General features: G+C 45.0%; 14 protein-coding genes. All 14 read left to right on the top strand.

Annotated elements, in window-relative coordinates; genetic code table 11:
• Positions 1 to 12 precede the first annotated feature (12 nt).
• Positions 13 to 690 (top strand): flagellar basal body L-ring protein FlgH, encoded by a 678-nt coding sequence (gene flgH / locus ACMXYN_RS14880; protein ID WP_415892513.1) that lies wholly within the window; start codon positions 13 to 15, stop codon positions 688 to 690.
• A gap of 10 nt (positions 691 to 700) precedes the next feature.
• Positions 701 to 1,795 carry a flagellar basal body P-ring protein FlgI gene (locus ACMXYN_RS14875; protein WP_415892512.1) on the top strand — a complete coding sequence of 365 codons (1,095 nt, stop codon included), beginning with the start codon at positions 701 to 703 and terminating at the stop codon, positions 1,793 to 1,795.
• Positions 1,796 to 2,839: a flagellar assembly peptidoglycan hydrolase FlgJ gene (gene flgJ / locus ACMXYN_RS14870; protein ID WP_415892511.1), complete on the top strand. Its 1,044-nt coding sequence runs from the start codon at positions 1,796 to 1,798 to the stop codon at positions 2,837 to 2,839.
• An 82-nt stretch (positions 2,840 to 2,921) separates the two neighbouring features.
• Complete coding sequence (flgK, locus tag ACMXYN_RS14865) at positions 2,922 to 5,192, top strand: flagellar hook-associated protein FlgK (RefSeq protein ID WP_415892510.1); 2,271 nt, start codon at positions 2,922 to 2,924, stop codon at positions 5,190 to 5,192.
• A gap of 11 nt (positions 5,193 to 5,203) precedes the next feature.
• On the top strand, positions 5,204 to 6,445 hold the full coding sequence (gene flgL, locus ACMXYN_RS14860; RefSeq protein ID WP_415892509.1) for a flagellar hook-associated protein FlgL: 1,242 nt from the start codon (positions 5,204 to 5,206) through the stop codon (positions 6,443 to 6,445).
• A 295-nt stretch (positions 6,446 to 6,740) separates the two neighbouring features.
• The gene (locus ACMXYN_RS14855; RefSeq protein WP_415892508.1) at positions 6,741 to 8,528 is read left to right on the top strand and encodes an acyl-CoA dehydrogenase C-terminal domain-containing protein; all 1,788 of its coding nucleotides are present in this window, start codon (positions 6,741 to 6,743) and stop codon (positions 8,526 to 8,528) included.
• A 13-nt stretch (positions 8,529 to 8,541) separates the two neighbouring features.
• Positions 8,542 to 8,970, top strand: coding sequence for an SCP2 sterol-binding domain-containing protein (locus ACMXYN_RS14850; protein ID WP_415892507.1), 429 nt, complete (start codon positions 8,542 to 8,544; stop codon positions 8,968 to 8,970).
• Between the two features lie 49 nt (positions 8,971 to 9,019).
• Complete coding sequence (locus ACMXYN_RS14845) at positions 9,020 to 10,690, top strand: AMP-binding protein (RefSeq protein ID WP_415892506.1); 1,671 nt, start codon at positions 9,020 to 9,022, stop codon at positions 10,688 to 10,690.
• Between the two features lie 25 nt (positions 10,691 to 10,715).
• On the top strand, positions 10,716 to 11,288 hold the full coding sequence (locus ACMXYN_RS14840) for a DUF2889 domain-containing protein (RefSeq protein WP_415892505.1): 573 nt from the start codon (positions 10,716 to 10,718) through the stop codon (positions 11,286 to 11,288).
• On the top strand, positions 11,288 to 12,031 hold the full coding sequence (locus tag ACMXYN_RS14835; RefSeq protein ID WP_415892504.1) for an enoyl-CoA hydratase-related protein: 744 nt from the start codon (positions 11,288 to 11,290) through the stop codon (positions 12,029 to 12,031). The genes ACMXYN_RS14840 and ACMXYN_RS14835 overlap by 1 nt, the downstream gene beginning before the upstream one ends.
• A 103-nt stretch (positions 12,032 to 12,134) precedes the next feature.
• Entirely contained in the window at positions 12,135 to 12,707 is a 573-nt protein-coding gene (locus ACMXYN_RS14830) for a DUF3365 domain-containing protein (protein ID WP_415892503.1), read from the top strand.
• Between the two features lie 316 nt (positions 12,708 to 13,023).
• Complete coding sequence (locus ACMXYN_RS14825) at positions 13,024 to 13,773, top strand: electron transfer flavoprotein subunit beta/FixA family protein (protein WP_415892502.1); 750 nt, start codon at positions 13,024 to 13,026, stop codon at positions 13,771 to 13,773.
• 12 nt (positions 13,774 to 13,785) lie between these two features.
• Positions 13,786 to 14,715, top strand: a complete 930-nt coding sequence (locus tag ACMXYN_RS14820; protein ID WP_415892501.1) for an electron transfer flavoprotein subunit alpha/FixB family protein — start codon at positions 13,786 to 13,788, stop codon at positions 14,713 to 14,715.
• Positions 14,716 to 14,782: 67 nt separating this feature from the next.
• Entirely contained in the window at positions 14,783 to 16,945 is a 2,163-nt protein-coding gene (gene fadB / locus ACMXYN_RS14815) for a fatty acid oxidation complex subunit alpha FadB (protein ID WP_415889265.1), read from the top strand.
• Positions 16,946 to 16,950 lie beyond the last annotated feature (5 nt).

Below are 16,950 nucleotides of genomic sequence, written 5' to 3'. Positions count from 1 at the left end.
TAGGTGAAAGCAATGAAGAAATTAATATTAGGCATTCTTGCAACCAGCTTTGTGTTAACGGGTTGTGTACAGAAACAAGTTAAGCCAAATAATCCAGAATATGCACCTGTGATGCCTCAGTCACTGACACAGCCTAAGCCTGTTAATGGCTCTATCTATAATTCAGCGACAAGTATCAACCTTTATGGTGATGGCCGTGCTCATCGTGTTGGAGACATTCTGACCATTATGCTGGAAGAGAGTACGAGTTCACAAAAGAGTGCTAAGACCGAACTTGATAAATCAGGTTCTTCTTCATTGCAACAAGCGACAGCGTTTGGTGAACCTGTCACAGCGTTTGGCAAACCAGTTAGCTTTACTTTGCCGTCAAGTACTACTGAATTTGATGGTGAAGGTAAGTCAGATATGAGTAACAACCTGAGCGGCAATATCACCGTCACAGTTCATGATGTAATGCCTAACGGTGTCTTGCTGGTTAAAGGTGAAAAATGGCTGACTCTAAATCAAGGTGATGAATATATTCGTATTAGTGGCATGGTCAGACCTCAGGATATTGGATCTGACAATACGGTTGTATCGACTAAGCTAGCAGATGCGCGCATCGCGTACAGTGGGTCCGGAGCAGTTCACGATACAAATGTGATGGGTTGGATGTCTCGATTCTTTATCGGCGCTTTGATGCCTTTCTAAGGAGGACGTAATGAAATTAATTTTAGTTCTAATCAGCAGTCTTCTTTTTAGTGTTTACGCACAAGCCGCACCAAGCCGTCTTAAGGATATGGTGTCTATTTCAGGTGTGAGATCCAACCAACTTGTTGGTTATGGTTTAGTTGTTGGTTTAGACGGTACTGGTGATAAAACCTCATTTACCTCACAAACTTTTCGTAACATGTTAAATAACTTTGGTGTGGCAATTCCTTCGTCGGTCAATCCGAAGTCGAAAAATGTAGCGGCTGTAGCTATCCATGCTGATCTGCCTGCGTTTGCTAAACCGGGTCAGGCAATTGATATTACAGTGTCAGCCATCGGTGATGCTAAGAGCCTCCGTGGTGGTAGTTTGCTTATGTCGCCTTTGAAAGGTGCTGATGGGCAAGTTTACGCAATAGCTCAGGGTAACTTGGTGGTTTCTGGTTTTGGGGTGCAAGGTGCCGATGGTTCTCGATTATCACTAAATGTACCGAGCGTTGGACGAGTGCCAAATGGAGCGACAGTCGAGCGTTCAGTCCCAAGTGGTTTTAATCAAGGTGATAGTTTAGTTCTAAACTTACATCGTCCAGATTTTACAACTTCTCGCCGTGTGGCTGAGCAAATTAATCATCTATTGGGGCCTAATATGGCAGCTTCAATGGATGCAACGTCTATCCGTGTACGAGCGCCAAGAGATCCATCCCAACGCGTGTCTTTTCTTTCGGTTTTAGAGAATCTAAATGTTGAACCTGCGAAAGACTCCGCTAAGGTCGTTATTAACTCGCGTACAGGCACTATCATTATTGGTCAGAACGTGCAGGTTTCCCCAGTGGCTATTACACATGGTGGCCTAACAGTCGCTATTGCCGAAGCACAAGATGTAGATCAACCTAATCCATTGGGTGGCGGACAGACAGTGGTAACCCCTCGTACTGGAATCGAGGTGGATGAAGGTTCGGGTCATATGTTTGAGTTTGCGCCAGGTGCAAACTTGCAAGATATCGTTGAGGCGGTCAATCAAGTGGGGGCAGCCCCAGGAGATTTGATGGCAATTTTAGAAGCGCTGAAGCAGGCTGGTGCGCTTAAAGCCGAATTAGTGGTGATCTAAATGATTAAAACAGGTGCAGGCAGTAATGCCCAACTCTATTCAGACTTGGCTGAACTTCAAAAACTGAAGGCTCACGCGAAAACCAATAGTGATGAAGGTCTGCGCCAAGCCGCTCAGCAGTTCGAGCAACTGTTCGTAAATATGTTGTTGAAATCGATGCGAGATGCCAACGCGGCATTTGGCGAAGATAACTTTATGAATAGTAGCCAGACAAAACTTTATCAAAGCATGTTTGATAACCAGATCGCGATGGAGTTATCTGGTTCATCAAAAGGCATTGGTTTAACCGATGTTTTGGTACGACAACTCGGCGGAAAAGTGGATAGTCAGAGCCGTCCAGATATCAAACCGCTAGATCTAGAAAGCCGCCAATTAGATCAGGCGTTTGATCAGGCTGCTTCAATCGCAGCATCGGCATTGTTGGCTAAAGCAGAAGGTCAGGAAAATCCGCCAGGAATTACTTTAACCGAAGAGCAGAAAAACACGGTTAAAGAGGTGTTTGAGCAACAACTAAATGCTGCTGCAAAAGTAGTTAATGAAGTGCTCCCCGATCGTTTTGAATCACCTGAACAATTTGTAGAAAAACTGATGCCTCTGGCTGAAAAGGTTGCAGGTGAGTTAGGTGTGGACCCTCGTGTATTGCTTGCTCAAGCCGCTCTGGAAACAGGGTGGGGCAAGTTTATGGTTCGTTCCCCTGATGGCAGTAACAGTAATAACCTCTTCAATATCAAAGCGGATAGACGCTGGGATGGTGATAGCGCACAAGTTTCTACGCTTGAATACCGTGATGGTGTTGCGCAACGGGAAAAGGCGTTTTTCCGCAGTTATGACAGCTATGAAGATAGCTTTAGAGATTACGTTTCATTTTTGAAAAATAGCCCACGTTACAAAATGGCACTGGAGAGTGCGGGCGATCCTTATGATTATGTTCGGCAGTTACAGGATGCCGGTTATGCAACCGATCCAGAATATGCCAACAAGATTAGAAATATTTTTGATGGTGAGTTGCTAGCAAGTCGAAGCTCCTCAACTAAAGAGGGCTAAGTAATAGCCGATAACCTATTACTCAGCTCTCCTTGAATGACACTTCAGTGATGTAGCACAAGATCCTCAAAAGGAGTCAATTATGTCTTTTGGTTTATTAACACTTGGTACTCAGAGTTTGCAGGCAAATCAGACTGCTCTTTCTGTTACCGGTCAGAATATCAGTAACGTTAATACTGAGGGCTACACTCGCCAGCGACCTGTTTTTCAAGCTCGAGAAGGTCAGGGCGGGGTTACAATTGATGATATCGATCGCGTAGCAGATGCTTTTTTGAACCGTCAAATTTGGACGGATAGCGCAACTTTTAACAGTTATAACGCGTTTGAAGACTTTGCCAATGAGTTGGATAACCTCATGGCATCTGATGTGACCAGTATATCCAAAGCGATGGATGACTATTTTGGCGCTTTACAAACGGCAGTTGATGATCCAGTTAGTTTGCCAAACCGCGAATTGTTTATTGCTCAATCTGAAGCATTGGTGCAGCGCTTTAACGATCTAGACGCTAATATCCGTCGCCAAAACGACACCATTAATGGCCGTCTAGAGAGCAATGTTGCAACTATCAATACTATTGCAGGGAATATAGCTCAGCTTAATGATGATATTCGTATCGCAAAAGCGGCCGGTAACGTTTCCAGTGAGCTTTTGGATCAACGCGATGCGAAACTAGAAGAGCTATCAGAGTATATAGGTTTTACCACTCTTGAAGATGGCAATACTGGTGAGGTAAGTGTTTTTATCGGTAATGGTGAACCACTAGTCGTAGGTCAGAGTGCAAATACCCTGTATACCATTACGAGTCCTGCCGATAGTAGTCAGCTTAATCTAGGTATCCAAATAGGTAACAGTGTTGGTGATATTACCAATCAGGTGACTGGGGGTAAGATCGGTGGGATGTTGGATTACCGCGAAAATACCCTGAACGAGACGCTCGATGAGCTAGGTCGTATCGCGTTAGTTTTTGCTGACACTATGAATGAACAGCATCAAAAAGGTATGGATCTTGATGGCAATCCGGGTGGTTTGATGTTCACGGACATCAATTCCGGCTCGGCTGCATCTAACCGTGTTTTAGCAGAAAGAGATAATCTATCTTCGACAACAGGTAGCGCGATCATAAGTGATGTAAGTCAGGTGCAGGCTACTGAATATGAGTTGATCTTTAGTGGTCCTCAGGAATTTACGTTGATTCGTGGCAGTGATGAGATGCGTTGGAATCAAGCGAGTTTGAATGCAAATGGTCCAGCACCAACAAACGCGTCTGAAGTCGATGAAGATGGTGAGTTTTATCTGGATGCCGCGAACGGGGATCTAACACTACGTATAGATGGTGTTACGGTTACCATGGATGCAGCGGGTAGCTTTGCAACAGGTGATAAGTTTTTAATTAGGCCGACTCGAAATGCCGCTTCTGAAATCGATACGGTGTTGAACCAAGCTCGGCAGTTAGCTTTAGCCGCGCCGTTAGCAGCTTCTGAAGATGCGGGTAATACCGGTACAGCTGTCGCAACAGTGAGTATTACTGATCAAGATTATGCCGCGCAATCTGTGGTTGTGGGTGAAATGACTCCACCGATAGATGTGAGTTTTAGATCTGCTTTGGAAGTGGTTGGATCTCCTGCCAATGCGGGAATTGCTTCAAGCCTAGCTGTTTCGGATTTTGATGTTATGTCGGGTATTACTTTCCCACTAACTATTACTGAAGATGGGGCGGGTAATTTTGATATTACTGATTCCGCTACCCCAGCTAATACTCAGACAGGCGTTGCACTAACTGGATCGCAGTTAGATCTTACAGCTACTTTTGGTGTGACTTTGGATATTACGGGTGTTGTGGCTGGTTCTGGCGAATCATTTACAGTGCAACATGATAGTTCCACAGATGCTGCTTATTACGTGCTAACGGATGGTGATGGTGATCGTCAGGTAGGGCAGTATGTCTCTGGTCAATCTATTCAGTTGGCAGGTTTTGAGCTAACCATTAGTAATCAGCCAGATATTAACGATACTTTCGTGGTTAGAGCAAATACCGATGGTGTTTCGGATAACCGAAATGCTTTATTGATATCGGATCTGCAGTTTGCAAAAACTGTGGAGGGAGCATCATTTCAAGATAAATATGGCCAAACAGTTGAGCGTGTAGGTACGGAAGCTGCGGTAGCACAAGTTAATGCTCAGGCAGGTAAAGCTGTTTTGGATTCTAATAAGCAACAGCGCTCCAGTATTGCGGGTGTGAATTTAGATGAAGAAGCTGCAAAGTTGGTTCAGTATCAACAGGCGTATCAAGCTTCAGCACAGCTTATACGAGCTGCGCAAACTATCTTTGATTCGTTGCTACAAAGTGTTTAAGGAGATAGCAGATGAGAATCTCTACACAACAAGTATTTCTTAGCAATATCGATAACCTCAGTAAAACAAGCTCGGATCTATTTCAGACACAGCAGCAGTTATCTACAGGCAAGCGAGTTCTACAGCCGTCGGATGACCCTTTGGCATCAGCTCAAATTCAGAAGTTTAAAAAAGAGATTGCCCGTACGGAGCAATTTTCTGGGAATATTGAAGTAGCGGATCGTCGATTAGAGTTAGAAGAAATAACAATCGAGCAGATAAATAACCAGTCCATAAGATTACGCGAGTTAACCATTCAAGGTAAGAATGAAACGCTCAGCGAGACTGATCGTAGAGTAATAGCGTCTGAAGTCGATGAAATTATTAAATCCCTCGATAGTTTGATGAATACTAAAGATGTTCAAGGCGAATTTTTGTTTGCCGGGAATAAAGGTTTTACCGAACCATACACTTTAGATCAGACAACAGGGCGTTACGTGTTCAACGGGGATGATGGGCAGCGTTTTTTACAAGTAGGTCCAGAGAATAAAGTTGCGTCTACCGATTCTGGATTAGATATCTTTGAAAAAGTAGCCAAAGTCCCTGGCTATGTAATTGAAAATGTCACCCAATCGGTACAAGTAGTTGGAGAGGTTGATATTTTCGGAGGTGATGCTGAAGCTTTCGGTACTTATATGGCGGCTAATGGCCCCTTAAGTATTACAGTGAATGCAGGAAATCTTGAAATCACCGACAAAAATGGCGCATTTGTTACTCCGGAAGATCCCGCTGCTTTAATGGATGGTACTTATGCTCTTCCACCGGGTACCTCTACTGTTACAATCGGCGGTGTTGATATTGAGATCAACGCTAACAATGATGGTACAGCGGAACTGGATGTATTTGATCAGCATAATATTTTGAATACAGCCTTAGATCTTAAAGAAGCTTTGGAGACAGCTGATTTTTCGACTGAAGAAGGCAAAGATCAGTTTTCACAACGAATGGATCATATTCTCGATAACCTCGCAGGGGTTGAGGAATTAAATATTGCATCGCGAGCAAGTATTGGTGGTCGATTAAATGCTCTAGAACAACAGGACCTAGTAAACGAAGACTATAAACTCTTCACTCAAGAGGCTTTGTCTTCATTCGAAGATCTGGATTATAACGAAGCGATTAGTCGTTTTGCCTTGCAGGAAACGGCGCTTCAGGCCTCCTATGCAAGTTTCGCTAAGGTTCAAGATCTGAGTTTATTCAATTACATAAACTAGTAATTTCATTTCTTTAAAAGCCGGCTCTTAGCCGGCTTTTTTGTCTTTATATTGCGGTGCAACATGGCTGTGACGAAATATGTCATTGTTAGTGATCTTAAATGCCATGTAATAGCCCCTTTTTACAGTAAATAAGGCGCTGTCTAATATTGGTTGCCAGTTTTTGTCACTAAAACTGGTAAGTTTTGTTATTGGCGTATTAAGACCTTTGAACCATTCTTAAATACATACTGTATTGGTGCTCGGCACCACTTATCCGCATCAGCGGAGCGATAATAAGAATGAGGAAAACGTCATGCCAGAATACAAAGCTCCCCTCCGTGATATGGACTTCGTGTTAAACGAAGTGCTTAACGCTGAGCAGCATTACCAGAGTCTTTCAGGTTGCGAGGATGCGACGCCTGATATGGTAGGCGCGATCATGGAAGAAGGTGCTAAGTTTGCTGAACGCGTTTTATCCCCATTAAACCAGATTGGTGATCAGCAGGGCTGTCAGTGGGATGACGGTGCTGTTAAAACTCCAGAAGGTTTTAAAGAAGCTTACGACCAGTTTGTGGAAGGTGGTTGGCCGTCATTGGCGCACGAAGCTGAGTACGGCGGTCAAGGTCTACCAGAATCTATCGGCATTATTGTGAACGAAATGGTCGGTACGGCTAACTGGTCTTGGAGTATGTACCCAGGTCTGAGCCATGGTGCGATGAATACTCTAAACGCTCATGGTACAGAAGATCAGAAACAAACTTACCTTACTAAACTGGTATCCGGTGAGTGGACGGGCACTATGTGTCTGACCGAGCCTCATTGTGGTACTGATTTAGGCATGCTGCGAACTAAAGCAGAGCCTCAAGGCGATGGTAGCTACAAAATTTCCGGTACCAAAATCTTTATCTCTGCCGGTGAACACGATATGGCAGATAACATTGTGCATATCGTATTGGCACGTCTGCCGGATGCGCCTGAAGGTACAAAAGGTATCTCTCTATTTATCGTTCCTAAGCACCTGCCAGAAACTATAGGTACAGATAACGGCGTTAGTTGTGGCTCTTTAGAACACAAGATGGGTATTCACGGTAATGCTACTTGTGTCATGAATTTTGATGAGGCTACCGGTTATCTGATTGGGCCAGAGAATAAAGGCCTCAACTGCATGTTTACCTTTATGAATACCGCACGTTTAGGTACAGCATTACAAGGCCTAGCTCATGCAGAGTGGGGTTTCCAAAACTCACTAGTTTACGCCAAAGATCGTTTGCAGATGCGCGCTCTAAATGGCCCCGCTAACCCCGATAAAGCGGCTGACCCAATTATTGTACACCCTGAAGTTCGTAAAATGTTGCTGACCCAGAAGGCTTTCGCTGAGGGTGGTCGCGCAATGATTTACTACTGTGCTCAACTGGTGGATAAAGTTGAACGCGCTGAAGGTGATGAGAAAAAACAAGCAGATGCGTTGCTAGCATTCCTAACTCCGATAGCGAAAGCGTTCCTGACCGAAGTTGGTTTTGAATCCGCTAACCATGGCCTTCAAGTCTTTGGTGGTCACGGCTTTATTGCAGAGTGGGGTATGGAGCAAAACGTACGTGATAGCCGTATCTCTATGCTGTATGAGGGTACCACTCAGATCCAAGCTCTAGATTTGCTAGGCCGTAAAGTATTGATGACTCAAGGTGAATCTCTAAAAGGCTTTACCAAAATTCTACATAAGTTCTGTCAGGCGGAATCTGACAACAGCGATCTACAACAGTACATCAAGCCGCTAACTGAGCTGAATAAAGAGTGGGGTGATCTCACTATGAAGATCGGTATGAAAGCGATGCAAAACCGCGATGAGGTCGGTGCAGCATCTGTCGATTACCTCATGTACTCAGGTTATGTTGTATTGGGTTACTTCTGGGCGCGTATGGCTAAAGTGGCTCAAGAAAAGTTAGCTGCTGGTGAAGGTGATGCTGCTTTCTACCAAGCTAAACTGACTACAGCACGTTTCTATTTCCAGCGAATCTTGCCGCGTACTCGTAGTTTGGTTGAAACAATGCAATCAGGTGCAGATAACCTGATGGATATGGATCAAGAACACTTTGCTTTCTAGTCGAGGTATAGACGTGAAGAAAGCACTTAATAATCCAGTAGGCCGCACGCTTTTACGCGGCCTCTTAAAACTAAACGCAAAACGTTATGCGTTAAAGAATAAAAATGACAAAGAGGTATCTGAAATGTCCGACTTGAATGCAGTTTTTACTGAAATGAAAAATCGTTTTAATGCCGATGCTGCAGCTGACACAGATGCAATTTTTCAGTACGACATTAGCGATGGTGACTCCTGGTTTGTGACAGTGAAAGAGGGAAACTGTGATGTGGCGGAAGGTGTTAGTGATGACGCTACCGTGACATTGACAATGGACTCTATTACTCTCGAAGAGATCATGTCGGGTGAAACGGATGGTATGCAGGCGTTCATGGCGGGTCGAGTACAGGCTGATGGTGACATTATGCTAGCGACAAAATTGGCTGTACTTTTTCCCGTAGCCTAAAATTACCGACATAGATCCCTTATAAAAATAATTACATGAGGAACCTTAGATGCAGCAACTTCCTGCCGCCGATACTATCCCGGCTGATATAAATCATTACGGTTTTAAAACTGTTCCAGATGTTCTAGCGCATGTGCAAAAGAACTTTGGCCCTAAACCAGCATTTACCAGCTTTGGGCGCACGATCGATTACAACGAATTGGATCGTTTATCTGCGGCGTTTGCTGTGTATCTTCAGCAAGAAACTAACTTGCAGCCGGGTGATAGGGTAGCGATTCAGCTACCTAACCTGATTCAGTACCCCATTGTATTATTCGGTATTTTGCGTGCTGGGCTAGTGGTCGTTAATACCAATCCGCTTTATACCGCGCAAGAGATGCAGCACCAGTTTAATGATTCCGGTGCTAAGGCACTGATTATCCACAAGAGTATGGCTCACAATGCTGAAAAGATTTTGGATAAGACGCAGATTGAAACCCTGTTTGTGACCCAAGTAGGGGATCTACACGATTTTATTAAGCGTAATCTTCTGAATGCTGCGGTTAAGTACTTGAAGAAGATGGAGCCAGATTACAATCTGCCTCAAGCGATTCCGCTTCGCTCAGCATTCTACAAATATGATGGTCAGCAACCGAATCCGGTTAAAGTTGAATCATCTGATGTTGCTGTCTTGCAGTATACCGGCGGTACAACAGGCGTTTCTAAAGGCGCGATTCTGACTCATGCCAACCTGATCTCGAACATGTTACAAGCGCAGGAGCGTTTAACCGTTCCTGGTGTTGATTGGACTGAAACGGTGATATCACCACTGCCGCTTTATCATATCTACGCTTTCACCGTTGCTCAGGTGGTTTCGTTGATGGGTGGTCATAGTGTCTTGATTCCAAATCCAAGAGATATTCCTGGGTTTATTAAAGAGATGCAGAAGTGGCGTATGAGTACGTTTGTCGGTCTAAATACGCTGTTTGTTGCGCTGTGTAACGATGAAAACTTTGCCCAAGTCGATTTCAGTAATCTGAAATTTACGGCTTCAGGTGGTATGGCGCTCAACCCATCCACTGCTGTGCTTTGGAAAGATAAAACCGGTTGTGACGTTATAGAGGGCTACGGCCTGACTGAAACCTCTCCAGCGGTATGTTTTAACCCACCCGATGATAACCGCACAGGGACAATCGGGCTGCCGATGGTTCACACCGATGTTCGTATTATTGGTACGGATGGCCAGGATGTAGTTCAAGGTGAAGCCGGTGAACTTTGTGTTAAAGGCCCGCAGGTTATGCGCGGCTACTGGCAAAGAGAAGAGGCGACAGCTTCCTCCTTTACCGATGATGGTTACTTTATCACCGGGGATATCGCCACGATTGATGAGGAAGGTTATTACCGAATCGTCGACCGCGCCAAAGATATGATCATTGTCTCGGGCTTCAATGTTTATCCAAACGAAGTAGAAGATGTCATTACCCAGCACCCCGATGTTGTGGAATGTGCAGCTATCGGCATTCCAGATGATAAGACTGGCGAGATCGTTAAAGTCTTTGTTGTTAGCAATAATCCTGATCTATCCCGTGAGGATGTTAGGGATTGGTGCAAAGACAAGCTGACACGCTACAAAGTGCCAAAGCAGGTCGAGTTTGCTGAAGATCTACCAAAATCTAATGTCGGTAAAGTACTTCGTCGTCTGCTAAAACCTTCTGCAGATGATAATGCCAACGCAGCTTAAAGCCGAATAAAGGGAATTGATCAGTATGCCTTTATCTCGACCAACTCGGCGTGAAACTCATCATAATCGAAATGTGATGTGTAATGGTTATCTTCGTGATGATGGGTTGTGGGATATTGAGGCCCGTATGACCGATGTTAAAACGCGAGATGTGGATAACCCTGAACGCGGAGGTTATGTTCCAGCAGGCGAAGCATTTCATGATATGAGCATTCGCCTGACCCTCGATATAGGTCTACTGATCAAACAGGTAGAAGCCTGTATAGATTATTCCCCCTTTCGCATCTGTAAAAAAGTTGGTGCAGCATATGCGCAACTGCAAGGTACACGTATCGGACCTGGCTGGCTGCGCATAGCTAAAGACCGTGTAGGTGGTGTTGCGGGTTGTACGCATATGAATGAACTTTTACCTGTTCTGGCGACGACTGCTATCCAATCTATCTGGCCGAGTAGCGATAAAGATGTGCTAGCTCAAGGTGCTGAATTTATGCTTGATAGTTGTCATTCATGGGGGCGAAGCAGTGAGATGGTTCGCGAATACCTGCCAGAACATTATCAGCCTGCGACAACCGTTAATGTAGTAGAGGAGCCTAAATAGTGGCTACCGTTTTAACCGAAAAGCAGGGTTCTGTTTTTGAGATAAATCTAAACCGACCGGATAAGAAAAATGCGCTGACATTGGCAATGTATGTCGAAATGACGGCGTTACTAAAGCAAGCAGCGGAAGACCCTAATGTTCATGTTGTGCTTTTTCGAGCGCAAGGTCAGTCCTTCTGTGCTGGAAATGATATTAGCGATTTTGTATCAGCAGCGCATAACCCTAATATTCTGCAAGATGTATTGGTGTTTTTGCATACATTGGCAAGCTTTCCCAAGCCAATCATCGCAGCGGTGCATGGCGATGCTGTTGGTATAGGCACGACTATGCTCTTGCATTGTGACCTCGTTGTGTCTGCAGATAATCTGCGGTGTAAAATGCCGTTTGTGCAGTTAGGCTTAATACCTGAAGGAGCGTCTACTTTGTTGTTTCCGCAACTAGTAGGTCACCGACTCGCTTTTGAATTGCTGGTTGAAGGTCGAAGTTTTGATGCTATAAAAGCTGAACAACTTGGAATTGTTAATCAAATCACAGAACCGGATCTGCTCCTAGAAACAGCTCGAAATCGTGCTAAAAAGTTAGCTGATAGCCCTGTTGATTCGGTGATTGCAGCTAAACAGTTGATGAAAGCCGAAACCTTAAAGTCTGTTCACCAAGTGATTGATAGTGAAGGGGCGTTGTTTTATCAGCGCTTGTTATCTGAAGAAGCGCAAAGGGCATTTATGGCCTTCCTACAAAAATAATATGCATTTTTAATATATGGATCTTAAATATTAGTATTTACTAATCTATATGAAATTGTATAATGGCCTCATCTTATGAACACCCTATCCAGTGAGGTCCAAGGTGAAAGCATTCTTCTTTACTGCTGCTCTAGCGGCTGCTCTTCCGGTTCAAGCGGAAGAATTCTCGGTGAATATTCCTGAACTGCAGAACGAAGCTAAAGGTGTCATTAAAGAGTTAGTGACCACGCTTGGCTCAGAACTCAAAGCGGCAAAAAAAGAGGGCGGTGCTATCGCTGCCATCAACGTTTGTAATACCAAGGCTGAAGGTCTTACAAAAAGCGTGAATGATAATTCTGAATGGCATGTTGAGCGTACTAGTTTAAAACTACGTAACCCGCAAAATGCACCTGACCAGTGGGAAAAGGCGATTCTTGAACAGTTTGAATCCAAAGCTAAGCAAGGGGCTAATCTAAAAACCTTAGGTTTCTCGCAAGTTGTCGTAGACGAAGAAGGTAGAAAAGTATTCCGCATGATGAAGGCGATCCCCGTCGCTGATCAATGCTTAGCTTGTCACGGTTCCAAGATTAAACCAGAGATTGCTGAGCAACTTCAGACCCTTTACCCAGAAGACAAAGCGACAGGTTTTTCCACAGGCGATCTTCGTGGTGCTTTCAGTCTAAAAAAATATTTATAAGATAAATTGGATTCTAAAAAGGGCTTATTAGCCCTTTTTTTATGCCTGTCTTTTTAGCTATTGCCAGAAAAGGTAACTTTTTTGATACCTTTTGATTGTATTTGTTTGCACTTTATCCTTTCTTAAGCCCTTTGTTTACGGGGCTTTGATTAATATTGCTATTTTTTGTTAGCGATGTAGCTGCTTTTTGTCATTGTTGAATTTCAGTCTGAGACTAAGATTTATACATAGCTTGGGGAATGAGCTTCCCTCTATGAAAGTAACCCTATTTTCTTATGTGTACGGGTTACCAAAATAACAATACAAAGAGGCGGTTATGAAAGTACTGGTTGCCGTAAAACGTGTGATTGACTACAACGTCAAAGCCCGTGTCAAAGCAGATAACAGTGATGTCGATTTAGCTAACGTGAAAATGGCTCTAAATCCATTTTGTGAGATAGCAATTGAAGAGGCTGTACGTTTAAAAGAAGCGGGTACAGCGGATGAAGTTGTCGTTGTTTCTATTGGTAATAAGAGCTGCGAAGAGCAGATCCGTACAGCGCTAGCATTGGGTGCCGATCGCGGTATCCGTGTCGATGTCGAAACCAACCCTGATTCCCTTTCTGTCGCTAAGCTATTAGCCAAAATTGTAGAAAAAGAAGCACCAAGCATGGTGATTCTTGGCAAGCAAGCGATCGATTCTGATAACAATCAAACCGGTCAAATGTTGGCTGCACTGTTGGATCGCCCTCAAGGTACCTTTGCATCAGAAGTTGAGGTGACTGGCGATAGCATCAACGTCACCCGTGAAATCGACGGTGGTTTGCAAACGGTCAACCTGGCTATGCCAGCGGTTGTCACAACCGATCTGCGTCTTAATGAACCACGTTACGCTTCCCTGCCAAACATTATGAAAGCGAAACGTAAACCGCTTGATGTCCTAACAACTGACGAACTGGGCGTGTCGGTAGCGAGCAATCTGCAACTACTACGTGTTGATCCGCCATCAGAGCGTCAAGCAGGCATCAAAGTTAGCTCTGTAGATGAGCTAGTCGAAAAACTACGTAATGACGCTAAAGTAATTTAAGGGGGTGATCAGATGACTATTCTTGTAATTGCCGAACATGATAATAACGAGCTTAAACCCGTAACCCTCAATACCTTAGCTGCAGCAAATGCGATTGGTGGTGATGTTCACCTGCTAGTTGCGGGTGCTAACTGTCAGGCAGTTGCTGATGCGGCGGTTCAAGTATCAGGTGTGAGTAAAGTTCTATTGGCTGATAACACGGCTTATGAACATCAGCTGGCAGAAAATATCAGTAAGTTGGTGCTAACGGTTGCTGGTGACTATAGCCACATCCTAGCCTCAGCAACGACAACAGGTAAGAACTTCTTACCGCGTGTTGCAGCACTGCTAGATGTAAATCAGATCTCAGACATTATTGCCGTAGAAGCAGCGGATACCTTCAAGCGCCCGATCTATGCTGGTAATGCGATTGCGACAGTACAGTCTGGTGATAGCACTAAAGTCATTACGGTGCGAGGTACAGCCTTTGATCCTGTGGCTAACAGCGGTGGTTCTGCCGAGGTCGTTAGCCTTGCTGAATCATGCGATAGCGGCCTTTCCAGCTTTGTTTCAGAAGAACTGGCGAAAAGTGATCGTCCAGAATTAACCGCGGCTTCAGTAGTAATCTCCGGTGGTCGTGGTATGGGCAACGGTGACAACTTCGAGCTACTCAATAAAGTGGCGGACAAGCTTGGTGCGGCGGTTGGTGCATCTCGTGCAGCAGTTGATGCGGGCTTTGTACCGAACGATATGCAAGTTGGTCAGACTGGCAAAATGGTCGCGCCAGAGTTGTATATCGCAGTGGGTATATCCGGTGCGATCCAGCACTTAGCCGGTATGAAAGATTCAAAAATCATTGTTGCTATCAACAAAGATGAAGAAGCCCCGATTTTCCAGGTGGCTGATTACGGGCTGGTGGCCGACTTGTTCGATGCCGTGCCTGAGCTAGAGAGTAAGCTGTAAACAGCATAACTAAAAAGCGCTTAGGCACTTCGCCAAGCCAAAAATAAAAATAGACGGAGCAACTTAGATGCTTTTCGAAGGACAATCGATTTACGTACAGTCGATCGAAGACGGGATCTACGATGTGGTGTTTGACCGCAAAGGTGATGCTGTTAATAAACTCGATCAGGCGACTTTGGCTGAACTGCGCGAAGCGGTAAATGCCCTGTGTAACCTAGATGATATTCGTGGTGTGATTTTCTCCAGTGCCAAAGACTGCTTTATTGTCGGCGCCGATATCACCGAATTTATGGGCTTTTTCTCCGCAGAAGATGAAGACCTGATTTCAGGCTTGATGGATATCCACAGCCTACTGAATCAGATCGAAGATATGGGCTGCCCAACCGTTACTGCGATTAATGGCCTATGCCTAGGTGGTGGTTTTGAATTAGCGCTATCCACTGATTACCGTGTGATGAGCGATCAGGCCAAAGTAGGTCTGCCTGAAGTTAAGCTAGGCATCTACCCAGGTTGGGGTGGCACGGTTCGTCTACCACGTTTAATTGGTGTAGATAACGCCAATGAATGGATCTGTGCAGGTGCTGAGAAGCGACCAGATGCAGCACTGAAAGATGGCGGTGTAGATGCAGTTGTAACAGGCGATCAGGTTAAAGCTGCGGCTCTAGATCTACTGAAAGGTTGTATCGCGGGTAAGTTTGATTACCAAGCGCGCCGTGAAGAGAAGAAAACGCCGATCAAACTAAATCAGGTAGAACAGATGATGGCGTTTGAATCTGCAAAAGGTGTGATCGGTGGTAAGGCGGGTCCTCACTATCCTGCACCAATGGCTGCGCTTAAAACAATTCAAAAACACGCGAATCTTCCTCGCGAGAAAGCCAACGAGATCGAAGCTAAAGGCTTTGTGAAAGTTGCTAAAACGGATGTGTGCGCATCCCTTGTTGGTCTGTTTATGAAAGACCAATACATCAAGAAAGTCAGCAAAGGTTTTGAGAGCAAAGCCGAGCCAGTTAAAAAGGCCGCTGTGCTGGGTGCCGGTATTATGGGTGGTGGTGTTGCTTACCAATCTGCCTCTAAAGGTACGCCTATCTTGATGAAAGATATCAACGATGCGGCGCTAGAGTTAGGTCTGGATGAAGCGACTAAGCTACTGAACAAACGCGTATCTCGTGGCCGTATGGATGCGATGAAAATGGCATCGGTGCTCAACAACATTACGCCAACGCTTAACTACGGAGATTTCGGTAGTGTTGACCTTGTGGTCGAAGCGGTTGTAGAAAATCCTAATGTGAAGAAAGCAGTGCTTGCTGAAGTTGAAGGCACGCTGCCAGAAGGCGCGGTACTGACGTCTAACACTTCTACTATCTCTATTACTGAGTTGGCAACAGCGCTTAAAAATCCAGAGAACTTCTGTGGTATGCACTTCTTCAACCCTGTGCATCAAATGCCGCTAGTGGAAGTTATCCGTGGTGAGAAAACCTCTGAAGATGCGGTAGCTCGTACAGTTGCTTACGCAAAAGCTATGGGTAAAACCCCAATTGTTGTAAATGACTGCCCAGGCTTCTTAGTTAACCGTATCTTGTTCCCTTACTTTGGTGGCTTTACTGCGCTACTTGAAGATGGTGCGGACTTTAAACAAGTCGATAAAGTGATGGAGCGTTTCGGCTGGCCAATGGGTCCTGCTTACCTTCTAGACGTAGTCGGTATCGATACTGCGCACCATGCAGATAGCGTGATGGCAGCAGGTTTCCCTGATCGTATGAGCCATGAAGGTGAAAACGTTATCGACCGTATGTTCTCCCTAGAGCGCTTCGGTCAGAAAAACAGTAAAGGCTTCTACCGTTACGAGCTCGATCGTAAAGGCAAGCCGAAGAAAATTGTGGATGAGGAAGTACCAGCAATGCTTGATGGCATTGCCAAAGAAACGCGTGAGTTCACTGATGAAGAGATCATCGAACGCATGATGATTCCTCTATGTATCGAAACCGTTCGCTGCTTGGAAGATGGCATTGTAGCCAGCCCGGCAGAAGCAGATATGGGCTTGATCTACGGTATTGGCTTCCCTCCATTCCGTGGCGGTGCGCTGCACTATCTAGATCAGATTGGTTTAGCTGAGTTCTGTGCTATGGCGCAGAAATACGAGGGTCTAGGGCCGTTGTATCAGCCAACCGACAAGATGAAACAGATGGCCGCTGCTGGCGAAACATACTTTCCACAAAATGCTCAGGGTTAAGGGGT

This window comes from Neptuniibacter sp. PT8_73 (assembly GCF_047778045.1).
Classification (GTDB): Bacteria; Pseudomonadota; Gammaproteobacteria; order Pseudomonadales; family Balneatricaceae; genus Neptuniibacter.
The sequence above is the reverse complement of the archived record's forward strand: the minus strand, read 5'-3'. Positions and strand labels throughout refer to the sequence as shown.

What these genes read in the sequence shown, in the direction of transcription:
- flgH (WP_415892513.1), top strand. Translation starts at nt 13, where the DNA reads ATGAAGAAATTAATATTAGGCATTCTTGCAACCAGCTTTGTGTTAACG.
- ACMXYN_RS14875 (WP_415892512.1), top strand. Translation starts at nt 701, where the DNA reads ATGAAATTAATTTTAGTTCTAATCAGCAGTCTTCTTTTTAGTGTTTAC.
- flgJ (WP_415892511.1), top strand. Translation starts at nt 1,796, where the DNA reads ATGATTAAAACAGGTGCAGGCAGTAATGCCCAACTCTATTCAGACTTG.
- flgK (WP_415892510.1), top strand. Translation starts at nt 2,922, where the DNA reads ATGTCTTTTGGTTTATTAACACTTGGTACTCAGAGTTTGCAGGCAAAT.
- flgL (WP_415892509.1), top strand. Translation starts at nt 5,204, where the DNA reads ATGAGAATCTCTACACAACAAGTATTTCTTAGCAATATCGATAACCTC.
- ACMXYN_RS14855 (WP_415892508.1), top strand. Translation starts at nt 6,741, where the DNA reads ATGCCAGAATACAAAGCTCCCCTCCGTGATATGGACTTCGTGTTAAAC.
- ACMXYN_RS14845 (WP_415892506.1), top strand. Translation starts at nt 9,020, where the DNA reads ATGCAGCAACTTCCTGCCGCCGATACTATCCCGGCTGATATAAATCAT.
- ACMXYN_RS14840 (WP_415892505.1), top strand. Translation starts at nt 10,716, where the DNA reads ATGCCTTTATCTCGACCAACTCGGCGTGAAACTCATCATAATCGAAAT.
- ACMXYN_RS14825 (WP_415892502.1), top strand. Translation starts at nt 13,024, where the DNA reads ATGAAAGTACTGGTTGCCGTAAAACGTGTGATTGACTACAACGTCAAA.
- ACMXYN_RS14820 (WP_415892501.1), top strand. Translation starts at nt 13,786, where the DNA reads ATGACTATTCTTGTAATTGCCGAACATGATAATAACGAGCTTAAACCC.
- fadB (WP_415889265.1), top strand. Translation starts at nt 14,783, where the DNA reads ATGCTTTTCGAAGGACAATCGATTTACGTACAGTCGATCGAAGACGGG.